This window comes from Glutamicibacter sp. 0426 (assembly GCF_001906485.1).
Classification (GTDB): domain Bacteria; phylum Actinomycetota; class Actinomycetes; order Actinomycetales; family Micrococcaceae; genus Glutamicibacter; species Glutamicibacter nicotianae.
The window spans coordinates 436,595-452,703 of sequence record NZ_MPBI01000001.1 but is presented as its reverse complement, the minus strand read 5'-3'; the positions used below and the strand labels follow the sequence as shown (position 1 = coordinate 452,703).

Here is a 16,109-nt window from a genome sequence, read left to right as displayed (position 1 = left end):
TGCGGCTAGATCCGATCTTTAGGCTGTACGCCGGTCAAGATCCAACGGCATGTCGATCACCACTTTGGTGCCGCCTTTCTCGCCCTGCAGCCAACGGATTTCACCCGATAGCTCGCTAGTCACCAGGGTTCGCACAATCTGCAGCCCAAGACCCTCGCGGCGCGGTTCCTCCGGCAAGCCATGGCCGTCATCCTCAATGACAACACGCAGCCAATCTTTGCTATCGGCACCCTTGTATCGTTCTGCGACCAGGGCAACCTCGCCATCACGATGCGCCAATCCATGTTCCACCGCGTTGGTCACCAACTCGTTGATCACCAGCGATAACGGTGTTGCCAAATCAGCGTCAAGCATGCCAAAATCGCCTTCACGGCGGGTAGAGACCCTTTGTTCCGGAGAAGCAATTTCCACGATCAATCGGAACTGGCGATCCATCAGATCATCGAATTTCACGGTTTCGTTCAGGCCCTTGGACAGGAAGTCATGGACCGAAGCGATAGTGGAGACCCGGCGCATGGCCTGCTCCAGCCCCTGCTTGCCGTCCTCCGAGCTCATCCGGCGAGATTGCATGCGCAACAGCGCCGCGACAGTCTGCAAGTTGTTCTTCACACGATGGTGGATTTCACGGATTGTCGCGTCTTTTGTAACCAGTTCCTTTTCGCGGCGGCGCAGTTCAGACACATCGCGGCAGAGCACTAGAGCACCCCAGCGCTTTGATTCGTTGCGAAGCGGGATGGCGCGCAGCGAAAGCGTGACTCCGCGGTGTTCCACCTCGGTACGCCATGGCATCTTGCCCTGGAGAACCAGTGGAAGAGTTTCATCGACGACGCGTCGGTCGCTGACCAGCGCCATCGTCAGGTCAGCCAGCGGCTGGCCTTGCAGTACGTCGGCTGCGCCTAGACGGCGGAAAGCTGAAACAGCGTTGGGGCTGGCGAATTCGACGGCGCCATCAACACCGAGACGGATGAAGCCATCGCCGACGCGTGGCGCTCCTCGGCGCGATCCCGTGGGGCTGGCGAAGTCAGGCCACAGTCCTTGGGTGCCCATCTGCAACAGGTCATCCGCGCTTTGCCGGTAGACCAATTCCAGGTTGCTGGGCGTGCGGGACTGGTTGGGGTCGAAGTGGGAGGTGATCACCGCAACCGGGCGGTTCTGGCGCACCAGCGGAATCGCCTGCACAGTAGTCAAGCCCATGATGATGTCTTTGCCGGCCTGTTCCGCAGAGCGTTGCACTTCTTTGGTTTCCCAGGCGTGGTCAACCATGATGCGCAGGTCCTTGCGGATGCGTTCGCCCACGAAGTCGCTATGGAACGCGGTATGCGAGGTAGAAGGACGCACGTGTGCCAGGGCCGTGTAGGAGCCGTCCCCGGTGGGGAACCAGAGCACAAGGTCTGCGAATGCGAGATCCGAGACCAGCTGCCAGTCCCCCACCAGAAGATGGAGCCAATCCTCATCACCCGGTGCAAGTGCGGCACGTTGACGTAGTTCTTCGGTGATGAGGGCCATTAGCGGTGTTTACCTTCGGACGATGGAACGCAAGAGGCGAAGCGCCACGGAAAGCGAGGCCATGTCGTCTCGTTCCAGGCTGTTCACTTCCGCGAACATAGTCTTCGCACGATCAAGGTTAGCCGCGTTTGCTTCTTCCCACGCAGCAACACGCTCTGCCGGGTCCGCAATATCGCCGTGGGCATCCAGGATGTTGGCGGTCAGGTCGATGATTGTGGTGTACAGATCATCGCGCATTGCTGCACGGGCCAACGCCTGCCAACGATCCGAACGAGGAAGGTTGGTGATGCGGTTCAGCAGGCTGTCCACGCCGAACAGGTCGTAGAGCACGTAGTAGGTTTCTGCGACCTTGACCGGAGCGGTTCCGGTGCGGTGGACGTACTCTGCCACATCCAGCAGCGCGTAGGATTCGAACTGGGTCGCCCACATGCTGGCACGACGCTCCGGGATGCCCTGGGCCATGGCTTCTTCCCGCCATTCCTGGAAACGCTGCAGGTCGTTGCCGCGGACCAGGGTTGGCAGTGCCTCGCGCAGTTCGGTCACGGTCGCTTCGTAGCGATTGACCGCTTCGGTGACCAGCAGCTGCTGGTCGACGCGGTTGATGAACCAGCGCGTGGCGCGATCCAGCAGTCGACGCATGTCGTGGTGCTGGCGTCCCCAATGTTCCAGATCGGTTCCGGCCGGCTGTGCATTGATTGCATCGAACTGGCGGTCGAAGCCATAGATCTCACGCAGGGCGCAGAAGACCTTGGCAATCTGGACTTCGCTGGCACTGGTTTCTTCCATGGCCCTGAAGACGTAAGTGATGCCGCCCATGTTCACGATATCGTTGGCAATCACCGTCGCAATGATCTCGCGGCGCAATGGGTGGCTTTCGAGCTGATCCCCGAAACGCTCCACCAGCTTTGTTGGGAAGTAGCGGCGCAGCGTCTGGTTGAAGTACGGATCATCGGCCAGATCGGATTCGGCCAGCGCGTTCGCCAGCTGGATCTTCGCGTAGGCGGCAAGCACCGACAGCTCTGGAGTGGTCATCGCGTCGCCAGCGGCACGGCGTTCTTCCAGCTCTTCCGCGTTCGGCAGGAACTCCAAGCCGCGGTTCAAGTCAGCATGGGCTTCCAACCACTGCATCAAGCGCTCATAGGCAGGAGTCCAGGTCAATGCCGCGTGCTTTTCATTCAACAGCAACACGTTCTGCTCGAAGTTGGTCTTCAGCACCAGGTCACCGATGTTATCGGTCATCGACAGCAGGAACTCGGTGCGCTCGGCCTCGGAGAGGTTTCCGGCCTTGATCTGGCGGTCCACGAAAATCTTGATGTTCACTTCGCGGTCGGAGGTGTCGACGCCAGCGGAGTTGTCGATGGCATCGGTGTTCAGCAGGACACCGTTGCGTGCTGCCTCGATACGGCCCAGCTGGGTCATGCCCAGGTTGCCGCCTTCGCCAACTACCTTCACGCGCAGATCTGCGCCGTTGACGCGGATGGCGTCGTTGGCACGGTCTCCGACCTGGCCATGGGTTTCGGCCGCCGACTTCACGTAGGTGCCTATACCGCCGTTGTACAGCAGGTCCACTGGCGCAGAGAGGATGGCCTTGAGCAGTTCGTTGGGGCTCAGCTGGGTGATGCCGGCGTCCAGGCCCAAGACCTCGCGGACCTCGGGGCTGACCGGCACGGACTTGAGGCTGCGCGAGTACACGCCGCCGCCGGCCGACAGCAGTTCCTTGTTGTAGTCTGCCCAGCTGGAGCGCGGCAGGTCGTACAGGCGCTGGCGCTCGTCGAAAGCGACCTGGGGATCCGGGTTCGGATCCAGGAAGATGTCGCGGTGGTCAAAGGCGGCCACCAGCTTCACGGTTGGGGTACGGCGCAAGCCGTTGCCGAACACGTCTCCGGACATGTCGCCCACGCCAACGGCGGTGAACTCGTCCTTCTGCGTGTCGATGCCCAGCTCGAAGAAGTGGCGCTTGACCGACTCCCAGGCACCGCGTGCGGTGATGCCCATGCCCTTGTGGTCATAGCCCACCGAGCCGCCCGATGCGAAGGCATCGCCCAGCCAATGTCCCTTGTCGGCCGAGATCGAGTTCGCGATATCGGAGAAGCTCGCAGTGCCCTTGTCGGCAGCAACCACCAAGTAGGAATCATCGCCATCGCGGCGGACCACGCTGGCCGGCGCCTCGATGTGCTCCCCGTTTTCATCGGCCACCAGATTGTCGGTCAGGTCCAGCAGGGTGCGGATGAAGACCTTGTACGCGCCCTTGCCCTCTTCCATCCAAGCGCCTCGGTCGAAGGCTGGATTAGGAAGCTGCTTGGCGTAGAAACCGCCCTTGGCGCCCGTTGGCACGATGACGGAGTTCTTGACCATCTGCGCCTTGACAAGGCCCAGCACTTCAGTGCGGAAGTCTTCTCGGCGATCCGACCAGCGCAGGCCGCCACGGGCCACCGCACCGAAGCGGAAGTGGGTACCTTCCACACGCGGCGAGTAGACCCACAGTTCGTGCTTGGGACGCGGGAACGGCGCGAAGTCGATCTCTTCCGGCGCGAGCTTGAATGCCAACGCCTGGTGAGTGGTGAAGTAGTTGGTACGCTTGGTGGCTTCGATCACCTTCACGAAACGGCGCAGCAGCGTGTCTGCATCCAGCGTCGGCACTGATTCCAGTGCTTCGGTGATCTTGGCGTGCGCTTCCTCCCGAGCAGCTTCGGATTCCTCGGAGCTCAGCTTCGGGTCGAAGGTCGCTTGGAACAGTTCCACGATGGCGTGGGTCACCGACGGGTTGCCGACCAGGGTGTTGGCAATGAACCCGGTGGAATTCGGAACACCGAGCTGCAGCAGGTAGTGGGCGTAGGCACGAAGCATCGCGACTTCCTCCCACGTAAGCCCTTCGTGCAGGACCAAGGCGTTGAGGCTGTCCGATTCGGCGAGGTTGCTCACCACTGCGCAATAGGCATCAGCCAACTTGGCTTCCACGGCCTCGAAATTGATCTCCTCATCGATCTTCAAGCCCATGTCGTAGATGTAGCGTTCGCCGATTCCTTCGGGATTCAGCTCATATGGCCGCTCATCGACGACGTCGAGGCCAAGATGCTGCAGAACTGGCAGTATGCGCGAAAGCAGCAGCGGCTTGGTCACGTAGATCTTCATGCGCTTGGAAACAGCAGAATCCTCGTCCTGCTTCTCGTCATCGTAGAACGAGACCACCGGACCATCGGCGTCCTGCTCGCTCAGCTCGGCGAGCAGATCGATGTCCTTCAGCGCATCTTCGATTTCGAACTGCACTTTGTAGGACGCCGGGAAAGCTTCGGCCCAGGCGTTGGACAGCGTGTTCGCATCGCCCAGTTCCAGGCGCGCACGTGCGGTGTCGACAATAGCATCGGACCAGGATCGCACCGCCTTGGCGATTCGATCTTCCAGTGCCTTGCGGTCGACCACCGGTGCCAGGCCGTGGCGCTGCAAGCGCAGGCGGTAGAACAGGCGAACCAATGCGCCGGCACCCAGCTGCGCTTCGTATTCAACGGATTCTGCGTTGAAGCTGCGCTGCAGCTCCTGCTCCACTCGCAGGCGCACTGCCGTGGAGAATCGGTCGCGCGGCAGGAAAACCATGGCCGTGACGAAGCGGCCGTAATCGTCCTTGCGCAGGAAGACCGAGGTGCGCCGGCGTTCCTGCAGGCGCAGGATTCCGAGGGCAATCTTGGTCAGCTCATCGACGGAGATTTGGAACATCTCGTCACGAGGGTAGCTTTCAAGGATGGTCGTGATGTCCTTGCCCGAGTGCGAATCGGGAGCGAAGCCGGTGCGCTTCAGGACGGCTTCCACCTTTTCGCGCACCAGCGGAACGGTCTTCACGCTGGAGGTGTAAACGCTGGAGGAGAAAAGTCCGATGAAGCGGCGTTCGCCGTTGACCTCGCCGTTGGCATCGAAGCTCTTGACGCCGACATAGTCGAGGTACACGCCACGGTGCACAGTGGAACGGGAATTGGCTTTGGTGACGATCAGCGCGCGCTTGTCACGGGCGGTGATCCGGCCGCGCTTGGTCAGGTGCTGCGGGCCTTGGTCCGCCAGGTCGCGCATCAGGCCCAGGCCGCTGCCCGGGCGGGCTACCAGCACGTCTTCGCCGTTGATGGTTTCCAGCGAGTAGTCGCGGTAGCCAAGGAAGGTGAATTTTCCGTCGGCCAGCCAGTTCAGCAGTTCCGCAGCCTGGTGCACCTCGGCAATTTCCTCGGCCTTGGGGGTCTGCGGAAGGCTCTGCGCAATCTCCTTGGCACGATCCAGCATGGCTGGCCAGTCCTTCACGGCGACACGTACATCAGCCAGAACGCTGTAAAGCCGTTCAACGAATTCCTTGGCCTGCGCATCGGTGAGTTCGCGAGCCAGCTCGACTGAAATCCATGACTCGATGCGGGTTTCCGCACCGGCCGAAATCAGCGTACTCAAATCCGAGAGCGCAGCGGTGTCGCCGCTGGCAACGTGCTGCAGGCCCGCGTGGCTGATCTTGGTAATTTCACCGGTCTCAGTTTTTCGTGATACAACGAACGTCGGATGCACGACTAGCTGAATCGGTGACTTCAGCTGCACCAGTGCGGCCGTTACGGAGTCAACAAGGAACGGCATGTCATCGGTGACGATGTGGACCACTGAAATTCCGTTGTTGCGGGTAATGGCGACGTTAGCATTTTCCGCATCACGCTGATACCCGATTTCCAGATGTGCTGCCACGCGAGCTTCGAGTTCGTCTGGCCGATAGGCCGCCACGTCTTCGGTCGCAATTTGGCCGTAGTACTCGCTCACCAGTTTCGAGGTGAGTGTCTCATCCATGAATGATTCTGACATGCTGGATTCCGACGAGTTCAAAAGAACGCCTCCAAGAACAAAGTTCGATTAACCCGCGCCTTTGCGGGTATCTAGTTTTACCCACATTACTCGTTTTTCAACTCTGCGGTTCAAGCTTCGGTGCGAATTCGACGACTATTCCGTTTCTTGGCTGAATCCGTGGATTTTATGCCCGCCAAAGCCCGTATTTCCGTACGCAATAAACACTTTGGGGCGATTTCAAGCAACGGACTTCCACCGAGCACAGACGCGTTGCACACGGCATGGTCCTCGGGCAGGTACCCGGCGACGTCGTGGGTCGGACCGAACCTGTCCCACGCTTCGATCAACCTGCGTTTCGGGTTGCGTCCGGTGCTGCTGGAACCCACCCGATTGAAGACTATTCTCGGCTTCAGTCCGGGCAGCGCTTCGTCAAGTTCGTCGATGGCCCGAAGCGCACGCGGAATTCCCAGGCTGTCGGCGCGCACGATCATGAACAGCTCATCGGAGCACTGCAGCATCTCCACCGTGACAGCGTTGCGCTGTGGTGCTTGAGTATCGAAACTGAGCTGTTCGTCGAGTTCAGTATACGGAGCCAAATCCAGTACGACATAGTCGTAGTGGACCTTGAGCAGCATCGCAGCTCGACGCAGCGCCGAGGCACGGACTTCGGGCCACCGGCTGGCACGTGGAATTCCGGTAGCCACGCGCATGGTCGCCTCCCCGACCTGGACCAGGGAACATGCGGCGTCGAGCCGGGCCACATCCGAAGTACCGGCGTCGATGGCGCGGCATAACTGCGCGATTGAAGCCGACTCGTCCATGAGCCCCAATTGAATGGCGATGCTGGCGGCATAGGTGTCGGCGTCAAGAAGCACCACGGTTTTTCCTGCTGCTGCAACTTCCACTGCGTAGTTCAGTGCTACGGTGCTGCGCCCGGGAGACCCTGGGGCGCTCCAGAAGCTGACGATTCGGCCGCTTTGCCCGTTGCCATAGTCCTCCGGCTCGAATCCGCCGAGCGCGGCGTCGGCTCCGGCATGATTCAGGGACTGAACAGCGGTTCTGATGCGTCCTTCGAGCTCGGCCATGGCTGAAGCGGCCGGCAAATGCAGAACGTCTGGCAAAGGCTGCCAGTTTTCAGGCCGGTCAAAGAGCAGCACCACTGCTGTCTGCTGCAGCAAGAGCGCATCGAGTTGTTCCATGGGTGGCACCAGTTGGGCGTCCGCGATGATCAGCGCGTCAGCCATTCCGGTATCGCAGGCAGCGATGGCTTCAGCGATATCGGCGCAAGCCCGGGTGACCATCAGTTCGCCACGGTAGCCTTCTATTTGCCGGACGATTTTCTCCTGGTCGCCGAGCACCACGACCGAGATGCTCATTGCGCGGTTCCTGCCGGGTTGTAGACGACGATGATTCTCGACTCGTTGGCCAGCGCCTGGAGCAGCGGTTCGAGTTGGTTAGGTTCGACCAGCAGTTCCAGGTTGGTGCCATGGGTTCCCACCAGTCCCCCGCCGCTCTCAACGCGTGCAGCGACTTCGACCATGGACGAAAGCTTTTCCGGGATTCCGTAGGTGTTACCGCTGCTTTCACGCTTGGCAATCCAGACGTCGACGAAGCTGCCTGGCGTGATCGAAGAAGAGAGGTCTGCCGGGAGTTCGACATTGACCGGCCTGCGCGATCCGAGGTCGCTGTGCGTAATTGAGGTGACAGGTATCAATTGCCCAGCGCTGATAAAGGTATTCGCGCGGGCTTCCTCGCCGAGCTCCGCATTTGTGTGCAGATAGTTTTCAAGCGTTCCGCCAAGCTGGACTTCTTGAGTTTTCATGTTCTCGTTTGTCAGCTTCTCGCCAAGGGTGATATTCGTGCTGGCCACGTACACCGTCGAGGTCTGATGCAATTCACCGACCAAGTACACGGTTCCTGCAACCGACGCGACCACGAGCACGGCACCGAGTGCTAAGCGCGGGTCCTTCCAGCTGGGCCGTCGCACACGTGATGCAGTGTTTGTCCGCGTGTCCTGGGCGATCTGTTCTGTGATCAAGGCATTGACCTTCCGCCAGCATGGGTGCTTATGGATGGTGAGCCTACGACAAGTTGGGCCTGCTGGAAAGACCTCTAGCGCACTTGTGGATTACGAGAGGTTGATCGCTTCGACCCATCCGATGGCATCGAGTGGTATCAGCAATTGCGATGAGGCTTGCTTCGCTCTGGCGAATTCATCGCGAGGATGCACCAGAATTACCAGGAAATCCCTGGCTACCTGCGTCAGCGTTCCTTCAGCCAATGAGCCTCCCGCGCGGCTAAAAACGTGGCATCGAGCTCGATCCCGAAGCATCCCACGCAGAACGGTGGAAAACTTCACCGCGCTGCCAGGTGCGCGTTGTCCCGCAGCAGTGACGCGCCCCTGCGGAAGCGAGAAGGACTCTACTGCGGCACTGCGGACGACCCACTGCGCCTGCTCTGTTTCAAGGCAGATATAGTCTGCGGCGCATGGACCGAGCTTTGCGCGAAGCTCCGTTCCCCCGGCCAGCCTGAGGCACAATTCACGTCCATGGAACCGCATCAGTGTGGGCAAAAGTTCTGCAGTCGCCCGTTCGGCCCTGACGTTTTCGGCAATTTCGTCGCGCAACTGCGCTCGGCTCTGTTCAGCTAGCTGAGCCTCCAAGTCATCGAACAGCGAATCCCACCGCATGCGCCAACTGTACGAGACTAAACATTTTTGCGTAACCCTATTCACAAAACTATCTCTAAGTGCAACTATAAAAATCAAACATTATCAAATGACATCAAATCTCATTTAAGGAGATGGTATAGGTGTCTCGCCAGCGACGAAAATTCATGCTGCTGCTCTTCTCGGCAGCATCAATGGTCATTATCTATGTGGGAATCCAGTGGATCACCGGCTACGTCCAATCCGTGGGCGACCAGCGCACCACAGCTGACTACATCAGGCTTCTCGTCAGCTTTTCGTTCCTCACCCTGCTCGCGCTGTACCTGCTGCGGATGGCCTTGGCCCAGCTGATCCGCTGGGCGTTCACCCACAAGAAACTGAAATTGACGCGGTTCTTCCAGCGATTCGCACCCAGACTGAGCAAGAGGATCCTCGGCTCAATGCTTGGAACCTCAATTGCTTTCTCCTCGGTTGCCGTTGCCTATGCGGGCGAGCCCCTGCCAGCTTCGCTGGCACAGTCCCCGGCGAGCGACAGAGCCAACCACGAGCTGGCCAGCTATCCGGTCCGCCAGCAGACCTCGGTACCCAGCCCGCAGTGGTTCCCCGAAGCCATGAGCGTTCCGCTGAGCCCGCTCGTATCCCCAGGCACGAACCATCCTCGCCAACGCGCGGTGCAGCGCAACGAAGTGGTGGTCGCCGAAGGGCAGAACCTGTGGAGCATTGCCGCTGAGCATCTGGGAGCGCAGGCCACCGTGGAAGAGATTTCCGCTTATTGGCCCAAGATCTACCAGCACAACAAAAAGACCATCGGCGCCGACCCTGACCTGCTGCGCATCGGCACAGTGCTTGAACTGCCGCCAGCGAGCTAGCCGCCATCACGACCATCGCCCGAATCCACTGAGGAGTCATCATGAGCACCATAGCCATCAGCCCGCGTAGCGCCAACACCAGCTACTACAATCCAGGCGTCTACGCTGCCAATCACACCGAGCCGATCCCGGCGCAAACCGTTCCGGAAACCGACCCATGCCAAGCGCCGGCGCACCTGCGTCGAGCCTTGGACAATATCTTCCACCGCTCGGCCGTTTACCGTACCGAGCACCGGGCGATCATAGAAATTTCCCACGCCGTAGCCCGTGCAGTGTTCGAAATCGTGGCCGGTTATCGTACCGTCAATCAGCTGGCATTCGTGATGGAGCCTTCGTGCATCGCCAAGCTCCGGCGACGTGCCCTGCTGGAAACAGCGAGCTACACGCTCGAACCGCTGCCGGGCACAGCGCACGGCCAGATCATCTCCTTGCACCTGGATCGCTGCTTGTCGGGCTCTTGGGAATGCACAGTTATCCTGGGATTTAAATACCGCGTCCGTGCCGTGGCCCTCAAAATTGAGCCTTGGCACGGACGGTGGCAGGTGACGGATATGGAGCTGATCTAGCTGCGCTTCGCCTTCTTGTTCTTGGTCTTCTTCTTGCTCGAAGAAGCCTGGGCGCGGGTGGTGCTGGCTTCACCATCTTCATCCGGTCCGGTGAACTGCAGGTTCTTCGGCTTCGCTGATTCGTCGATCACCGGTGCGGCGGCCGCTTCGGCGCCGGTGGGGATCTCCAAATTGAAGAGCGTGCCGATGCTTTCCTCGCGGATGCCTTCCATCATGGTCTGGAACATGGTGTAGCCCTCGCGCTGGTACTCGACCAGAGGGTCGCGCTGGGCCATGGCACGCAGGCCGATGCCTTCCTTGAGGTAATCCATCTCGTACAGGTGCTCCTGCCACTTGCGGCCAATGGTGGAGAGCACAACACGGCGTTCCAGGTCACGCATGGTGGAGGAACCTACCAGCTTCTCGCGCTCTTCGTACTGGTACTGGGCATCCGAGAGGATCTCGCGTTCCAGGAACTGCGCGGACAGGTGCCCCACGCCTCCAGCCTCTTCGATGACTTCATCCATGGTGATGCCAATCGGGTACAACTGCTTGAGGTTGGTCCACAGCTGCTTGAGCTCCCACTCGTCCGGGCCGCCAACCTGGGTTGCTTCCAGGACCATGGCCTTGACGACATCCTCGAGGAAATTGCCGACCTTTTCTTCGAGGTCCCCGCCTTCCAGGATGGAACGGCGGTCAGCGTAGATCGCTTCGCGCTGGCGGTTCATCACGTCATCGTACTTCAGCACGTTCTTGCGCTGCTCGGCATTGACGCCTTCCACCTGGGCCTGGGCGGATTCGATGGCACGGGACACCATCTTGGATTCCAGCGCCACATCATCTGGCATGGACGGGTTGTTCATGATGCGTTCGGCCATGCCGGAGTTGAACCTGCGCATCAGGTCATCGGTCATCGACAGGTAGAAGCGCGATTCGCCCGGGTCGCCCTGGCGACCGGAACGGCCGCGAAGCTGGTTGTCGATGCGGCGTGATTCGTGGCGCTCGGTGCCCAGCACATACAGGCCGCCAAGCTCCGCAACTTCCTTCGCCTCCTTGGCAACTGTTTCCTTGGCCTTGGCAAAGACCTCGTCCCAGAGCTTGTTGTACTCCTCCGGGTTGTTCTCGGCATCCAGGCCGCGGCGTTCCATCTCGGCCACGGCAAGGAATTCCGCGTTGCCGCCGAGCATGATGTCGGTACCGCGGCCGGCCATGTTGGTGGAAACGGTGACAGCGTTCTTGCGGCCGGCCATCGCGACGACTGCAGCTTCGCGAGCGTGCTGCTTGGCATTGAGCACCTCGTGGCGGATGCCCTTCTTGGACAGCAGGCGCGAGAGGTATTCGCTCTTCTCGACGCTGGTGGTGCCCACCAGGATCGGCTGCCCGGTAGCATGGCGCTCGGCGATGTCCTCGACCACAGCGTTGAACTTGGAGACTTCATTCTTGTAGATGTAGTCCGACTGGTCAATGCGGATAGCAGGCTTATTGGTAGGAATTTCCACCACGCCGAGCTTGTATGTGCTCATGAATTCAGCGGCCTCGGTCTGCGCCGTGCCGGTCATCCCGGAGATCTTCTCGTACATGCGGAAGTAATTCTGCAAGGTCACGGTGGCCAAGGTCTGGTTCTCGGCCTTGATCTCAACGCTTTCCTTGGCCTCGATTGCCTGGTGCATGCCCTCGGAGTAGCGGCGGCCCTGCAGCGCGCGGCCGGTGTGCTCGTCGACGATCATGACTTCGCCGTTGACCACGACGTAGTCCTTGTCCTTCTTGAACAGTTCCTTGGCCTTGATGGCGTTGTTCAAGAAGCCGATCAGCGGGGTGTTGTTGGCTTCATAGAGGTTGTCGATGCCGAGGTAGTCCTCGACCTTTTCGATGCCCGTCTCCAGCACGCCGATGGTGCGCTTCTTCTCGTCGACCTCGTAATCGTCTTCGCGCTTCAGGCGCGAAACGATCTTGGAGAATTCGGTGTACCAGCGGTTCACGTCGCCCGAGGCCTGACCGGAAATGATCAGCGGCGTACGGGCCTCGTCGATGAGGATGGAGTCGACCTCGTCGACAATGACGAAGTGGTGGCCGCGCTGGACCAGCTCGTCCTTGCTCCACGCCATGTTGTCGCGCAGGTAGTCGAAGCCGAATTCATTGTTCGTGCCGTAGGTGATATCGGCTTCATACTGCTTGCGGCGCTCGGCAGGCTTCTGGTTCGAAAGGATGCAGCCGCAGCTCAAGCCGAGGAAGCGGAAGACGCGGCCCATCAGATCCGACTGGTATTGGGCCAGGAAGTCGTTGGTGGTCACCACGTGCACGCCCTTGCCGGTCAAGGCGTTCAGGTAGGCCGGTGCGGTCGCTACCAGGGTCTTGCCTTCGCCGGTGCGCATTTCCGCAATGTTTCCCATGTGCAGGGCGGCGCCGCCCATGAGCTGGACATCGAAGTGGCGCATGCCAAGGACACGGTCCGAGGCCTCGCGGACCACTGCAAAAGCTTCTGGGAGCAGGCCATCCAACGTCTCGCCGTTAGCCAAACGTTCGCGGAACTTGTCGGTTTCACCCTTGAGCTCTTCGTCCGAAAGTTCGCGAATTTCGACTTCCAACGTATTGATCGTGTCGGCGTACTTACGAAGAGTCTTCAAGGTCTTCTTGTCGCCGGTACGCAAAATACGTTCTAGCAATGATGCCACGTGGTAGCTCCCAATATCTCAAGCACAGTAATTTCTGGCGTCTTCAGTCTACGTGAGGAAAACAGCGCATTTGTCTATTTCAATCCCGTTTGCACTGTTCTTATAGCGAACGGCGATCCGGGCAACAGGCCTTTCACAGCCCGATTTTCACTTCTCCAAGATCCAGCCAGCGCGCTAGTCGATCCAGCTCGGCTCGCAATTCAGGTTCGATGCCGGCATCGATGCCCGGTTCGTAGTGCACCTGCTTAGCATGCAGCACCGACTTGGCCCGGTCGGCTTTCAGATCCACTCGACCCACGAATTCTTCGCCGTAGAGCATCGGGAAGACGTAGTAGCCATAGCGGCGCAGCTTTTCCGGCACATAGATTTCGATACGGTACTCGAACCCGAAGAACATTTCCAGCCGGCGGCGGTTGAAAACCATCGAGTCGAAAGGCGAGAGCAAACGCAGGTCGTGATCGACCTTGCGCGGGATCTTGGTCCCGGCCTGCAGGTAGCAGGGCTCGGAGATGCCGGTAACGGCCACTTCTTCGACGTGCCCGTCGTGCGCTTGCCGCGCGAGCTCTTCCTTGGCAGCGCGCATGGGCAGCCGGAAGTATTCTGCGACGCAGTGAGCGGTGGCAATCCCCAGGGCATCCATGGCGCGGGCGACCAAACGGGCGAGGGCTTCCTGCCGGTGCGGCGTATCAACTTCTCCTTGCTCGCCAACGACATCCGCCGCCAGTGCGTAACGGCGTTCGAACTGGGAGTTGCGTCCCAGCGAGAGGATCTTGGCCTGGGCGAAAAGCGATTCGGTGACGAACTTGGTGTCATTCCAGTTCCATCCCCAATGCGATTTTTCCTGGACCGGGGCGACATCCAGCGCGCGGCTGATTTGCCGTGCGCTGGAGCCGGGATTCTCGGACAAATAGTCAAGGACGCGATCCGAGAGCTCCAGCTGTTCTGCGGAGAACCCGTCCGATCGGTCTACCCAGGTACGGCGCTGCCATACGCGCAGGTCTTGAATCAGCTCGGAACTGACCACCGAAGCCTCATGGGCCCAATATTCGGTGATCGGGCTGCGCGGCTTGGCCAACAGCTGATCCAGGATGCCGGTGTCATAAGAGCCGAGCCGGGCGAACATCGGCATGTAGTGGGCCCGGCGAACCACGTTCACCGAGTCAATCTGCAATTGCGCAATGCCACTAATGGCAGTGGCGATTTTCCGTGCGGTGACAGCTTGTTCTTTCCTGCCTTTGGACAGGCCTTGGGCGGCCAACGCGACTCTCCGTGCCTGTGAGAGGCTGAGGTTGCGTTGGCCGCCCATGCTAATTGCAGTTGCGATGACTAGCCTTCGGCAGCCAGTGCTTTATCACGATAGCCACGAGTTTCCTTGGTGGCTTCTTCGTTGGCGTTCAGCGATGGGTCCAGGGTGATGACACCGTACTGGTACTGGGTACGGCCATAGACCACAGCGTGCTCACCGGTGGCCTCGTCGATGAACAAGTAGAACGGGTGGCCGACCAATTCCATGCGATCCACAGCGTCATCCACGCTCATCACTTCAGCCGGGAAGGACTTGCGGCGGATGACCACTGGCGAGTACTCGGCGTTGGCCTCTGCTTCGGCAGCTTCCGCGGCCTTCTGGGCTTCAATGGTTTCTTCAACCAGCGTCTTGCCGCTGGATGCAGTTGGCAGGCTGCCAGTTGCCTGGTGGACAGCTACAGGAGTGTGGTTGCCACGGTGGACCTTGCGCTTATCACGGGCCTTGCGCAGGCGTTCAAGCAGTTTGGCGAACGCGATGTCGAAAGCCGCGAACTTGTCTGCACCACGAGCCTCGGCTCGAATTGCTGGACCACGGCCAACAACGGTCAACTCAACGGACAGTGCAGTGCTCTGATCACGAGCATGTGCTTCTTTGAGGACCTTGACGTCGATGCGCTGCACTTTCGTGGCCAGCTGGTCGACCTTGGTGATTTTCTCATCAACATACTCACGGAAACGATCCGAAATGGTGATGTTTCGTCCGCTGTAGTTCAGCTCCATGGTGTCCTCCAATAGAGAGTCGGGTGACACAACAGTCCGAAAGATCCATCCTTCCGGACTGAAGATGGGCTTTTCGCTGCATCTGTGATGCAACCCATACTTCACCTTATGCCACCGTGGCCAAGATTCAAGTATCCAGGCCCACAAATTCCGATCGCGTTTAGCGTAATCACTGTTCAGGGCCGGTATTGGGCGGTTTCGTCAATGCCAGAACGACGGCGCAGGTGACGTCATATCCTGCCTCATGGCAGGCCATGGCCGCGTGCCGCAAGGTAGAACCGGTGGTGAGCACGTCGTCGACCAGGATAACCGGCTGGCCTATGGTGCTGGCACGCTCGGCAACGAAGTGGGTTTGGCCGCCGCGCCGGTCTGAGCCGCTCTTGGTTTTCTGCGCACCTCCCAGCGCGGAACCCAGGCGGTAGTGAAGCAGCGAACGGCACTGGAGAGCTGCCGAGAGCAGCCCCCGTGCTTGTCCGTGCTCCAGCATGGTCATCACCGGCGAGTATCCTCGCTGCGCCGTGGCTTTGAGGGAACTGGGCACCGGCACCACCAGAGTAGGAAGGTTCTGACGTTGGGGGATGCACCCCGCGTTCAGCGCGGCAGCCAGATACGGGGCGAAGACGGCGCCCAGGAAGTAGCGCTGCTTGTCCTTGTAGGCCAGTAATCCGCGAGCCAGCGCCTTGCCGTAGGTGCCGCAAGACGTCACTGGGAGCTGCAGCCCGAGCGCCGGAAGCTCGACGTAGAGATGCTGGTTGTCGGGCAATGGCGGCAGGCTCAGCTGGCGTTGGATCTCGCTGCGGCATTCGGAGCAAAGCCGAAAATCTGCTCGGCCGCAGACCGCGCAACTGGCGGGCAGCAGGAAGTTGGCAAGTTCCCTGGTGCCGAATCCCAGCCAGCGCAGGGATCGGCTGCAGCACAGCTCATCAAGGAAGCGCAAATACTCCTGGGGAATCTCCATGCGGCCAGAATGGCGGATGATCCGACTGGGCCGGACTAGCCGCCGGCGAACTGTGGAACCGGCCCC

Annotated in this window: 11 protein-coding genes; 2 read left to right on the top strand and 9 right to left on the bottom strand. The window is 60.0% G+C overall.

The window, feature by feature from the left end:
• Positions 1-18 precede the first annotated feature (18 nt).
• The 5 genes from BKX98_RS02185 to BKX98_RS02165 form a co-directional block, all read right to left on the bottom strand.
• Positions 19-1,506, bottom strand: a complete 1,488-nt coding sequence (locus BKX98_RS02185) for a sensor histidine kinase (RefSeq protein WP_038990534.1) — start codon at positions 1,504-1,506, stop codon at positions 19-21.
• A 9-nt stretch (positions 1,507-1,515) separates the two neighbouring features.
• Positions 1,516-6,309, bottom strand: coding sequence for an NAD-glutamate dehydrogenase (locus tag BKX98_RS02180; RefSeq protein ID WP_083586640.1), 4,794 nt, complete (start codon positions 6,307-6,309; stop codon positions 1,516-1,518).
• Between the two features lie 125 nt (positions 6,310-6,434).
• Positions 6,435-7,682, bottom strand: a complete 1,248-nt coding sequence (locus tag BKX98_RS02175) for a P-loop NTPase (RefSeq protein WP_073706007.1) — start codon at positions 7,680-7,682, stop codon at positions 6,435-6,437.
• Positions 7,679-8,344 (bottom strand): hypothetical protein, encoded by a 666-nt coding sequence (locus BKX98_RS02170; RefSeq protein WP_158024647.1) that lies wholly within the window; start codon positions 8,342-8,344, stop codon positions 7,679-7,681. The genes BKX98_RS02175 and BKX98_RS02170 overlap by 4 nt, the downstream gene beginning before the upstream one ends.
• A gap of 90 nt (positions 8,345-8,434) precedes the next feature.
• Entirely contained in the window at positions 8,435-8,995 is a 561-nt protein-coding gene (locus BKX98_RS02165) for a hypothetical protein (RefSeq protein ID WP_073706006.1), read from the bottom strand.
• Positions 8,996-9,117: 122 nt separating this feature from the next.
• Here BKX98_RS02165 and BKX98_RS02160 point away from each other — a divergent pair, with 122 nt between their 5' ends.
• Both BKX98_RS02160 and BKX98_RS02155 read left to right on the top strand, forming a co-directional pair.
• Complete coding sequence (locus tag BKX98_RS02160; protein WP_143180995.1) at positions 9,118-9,843, top strand: LysM peptidoglycan-binding domain-containing protein; 726 nt, start codon at positions 9,118-9,120, stop codon at positions 9,841-9,843.
• Positions 9,844-9,884: 41 nt separating this feature from the next.
• Complete coding sequence (locus tag BKX98_RS02155; protein ID WP_073706004.1) at positions 9,885-10,409, top strand: Rv3235 family protein; 525 nt, start codon at positions 9,885-9,887, stop codon at positions 10,407-10,409.
• Here BKX98_RS02155 and secA read toward each other — a convergent pair.
• The 4 genes from secA to BKX98_RS02135 form a co-directional block, all read right to left on the bottom strand.
• Positions 10,406-13,060: a preprotein translocase subunit SecA gene (gene secA, locus BKX98_RS02150; protein WP_073706003.1), complete on the bottom strand. Its 2,655-nt coding sequence runs from the start codon at positions 13,058-13,060 to the stop codon at positions 10,406-10,408. The genes BKX98_RS02155 and secA overlap by 4 nt on opposite strands.
• A gap of 133 nt (positions 13,061-13,193) precedes the next feature.
• Positions 13,194-14,366, bottom strand: coding sequence for a winged helix-turn-helix domain-containing protein (locus BKX98_RS02145; RefSeq protein WP_073706002.1), 1,173 nt, complete (start codon positions 14,364-14,366; stop codon positions 13,194-13,196).
• A 20-nt stretch (positions 14,367-14,386) separates the two neighbouring features.
• Positions 14,387-15,085 (bottom strand): ribosome hibernation-promoting factor, HPF/YfiA family, encoded by a 699-nt coding sequence (gene hpf, locus BKX98_RS02140; protein WP_038990704.1) that lies wholly within the window; start codon positions 15,083-15,085, stop codon positions 14,387-14,389.
• Positions 15,086-15,254: 169 nt separating this feature from the next.
• Complete coding sequence (locus BKX98_RS02135) at positions 15,255-16,043, bottom strand: ComF family protein (protein WP_083586588.1); 789 nt, start codon at positions 16,041-16,043, stop codon at positions 15,255-15,257.
• Positions 16,044-16,109 lie beyond the last annotated feature (66 nt).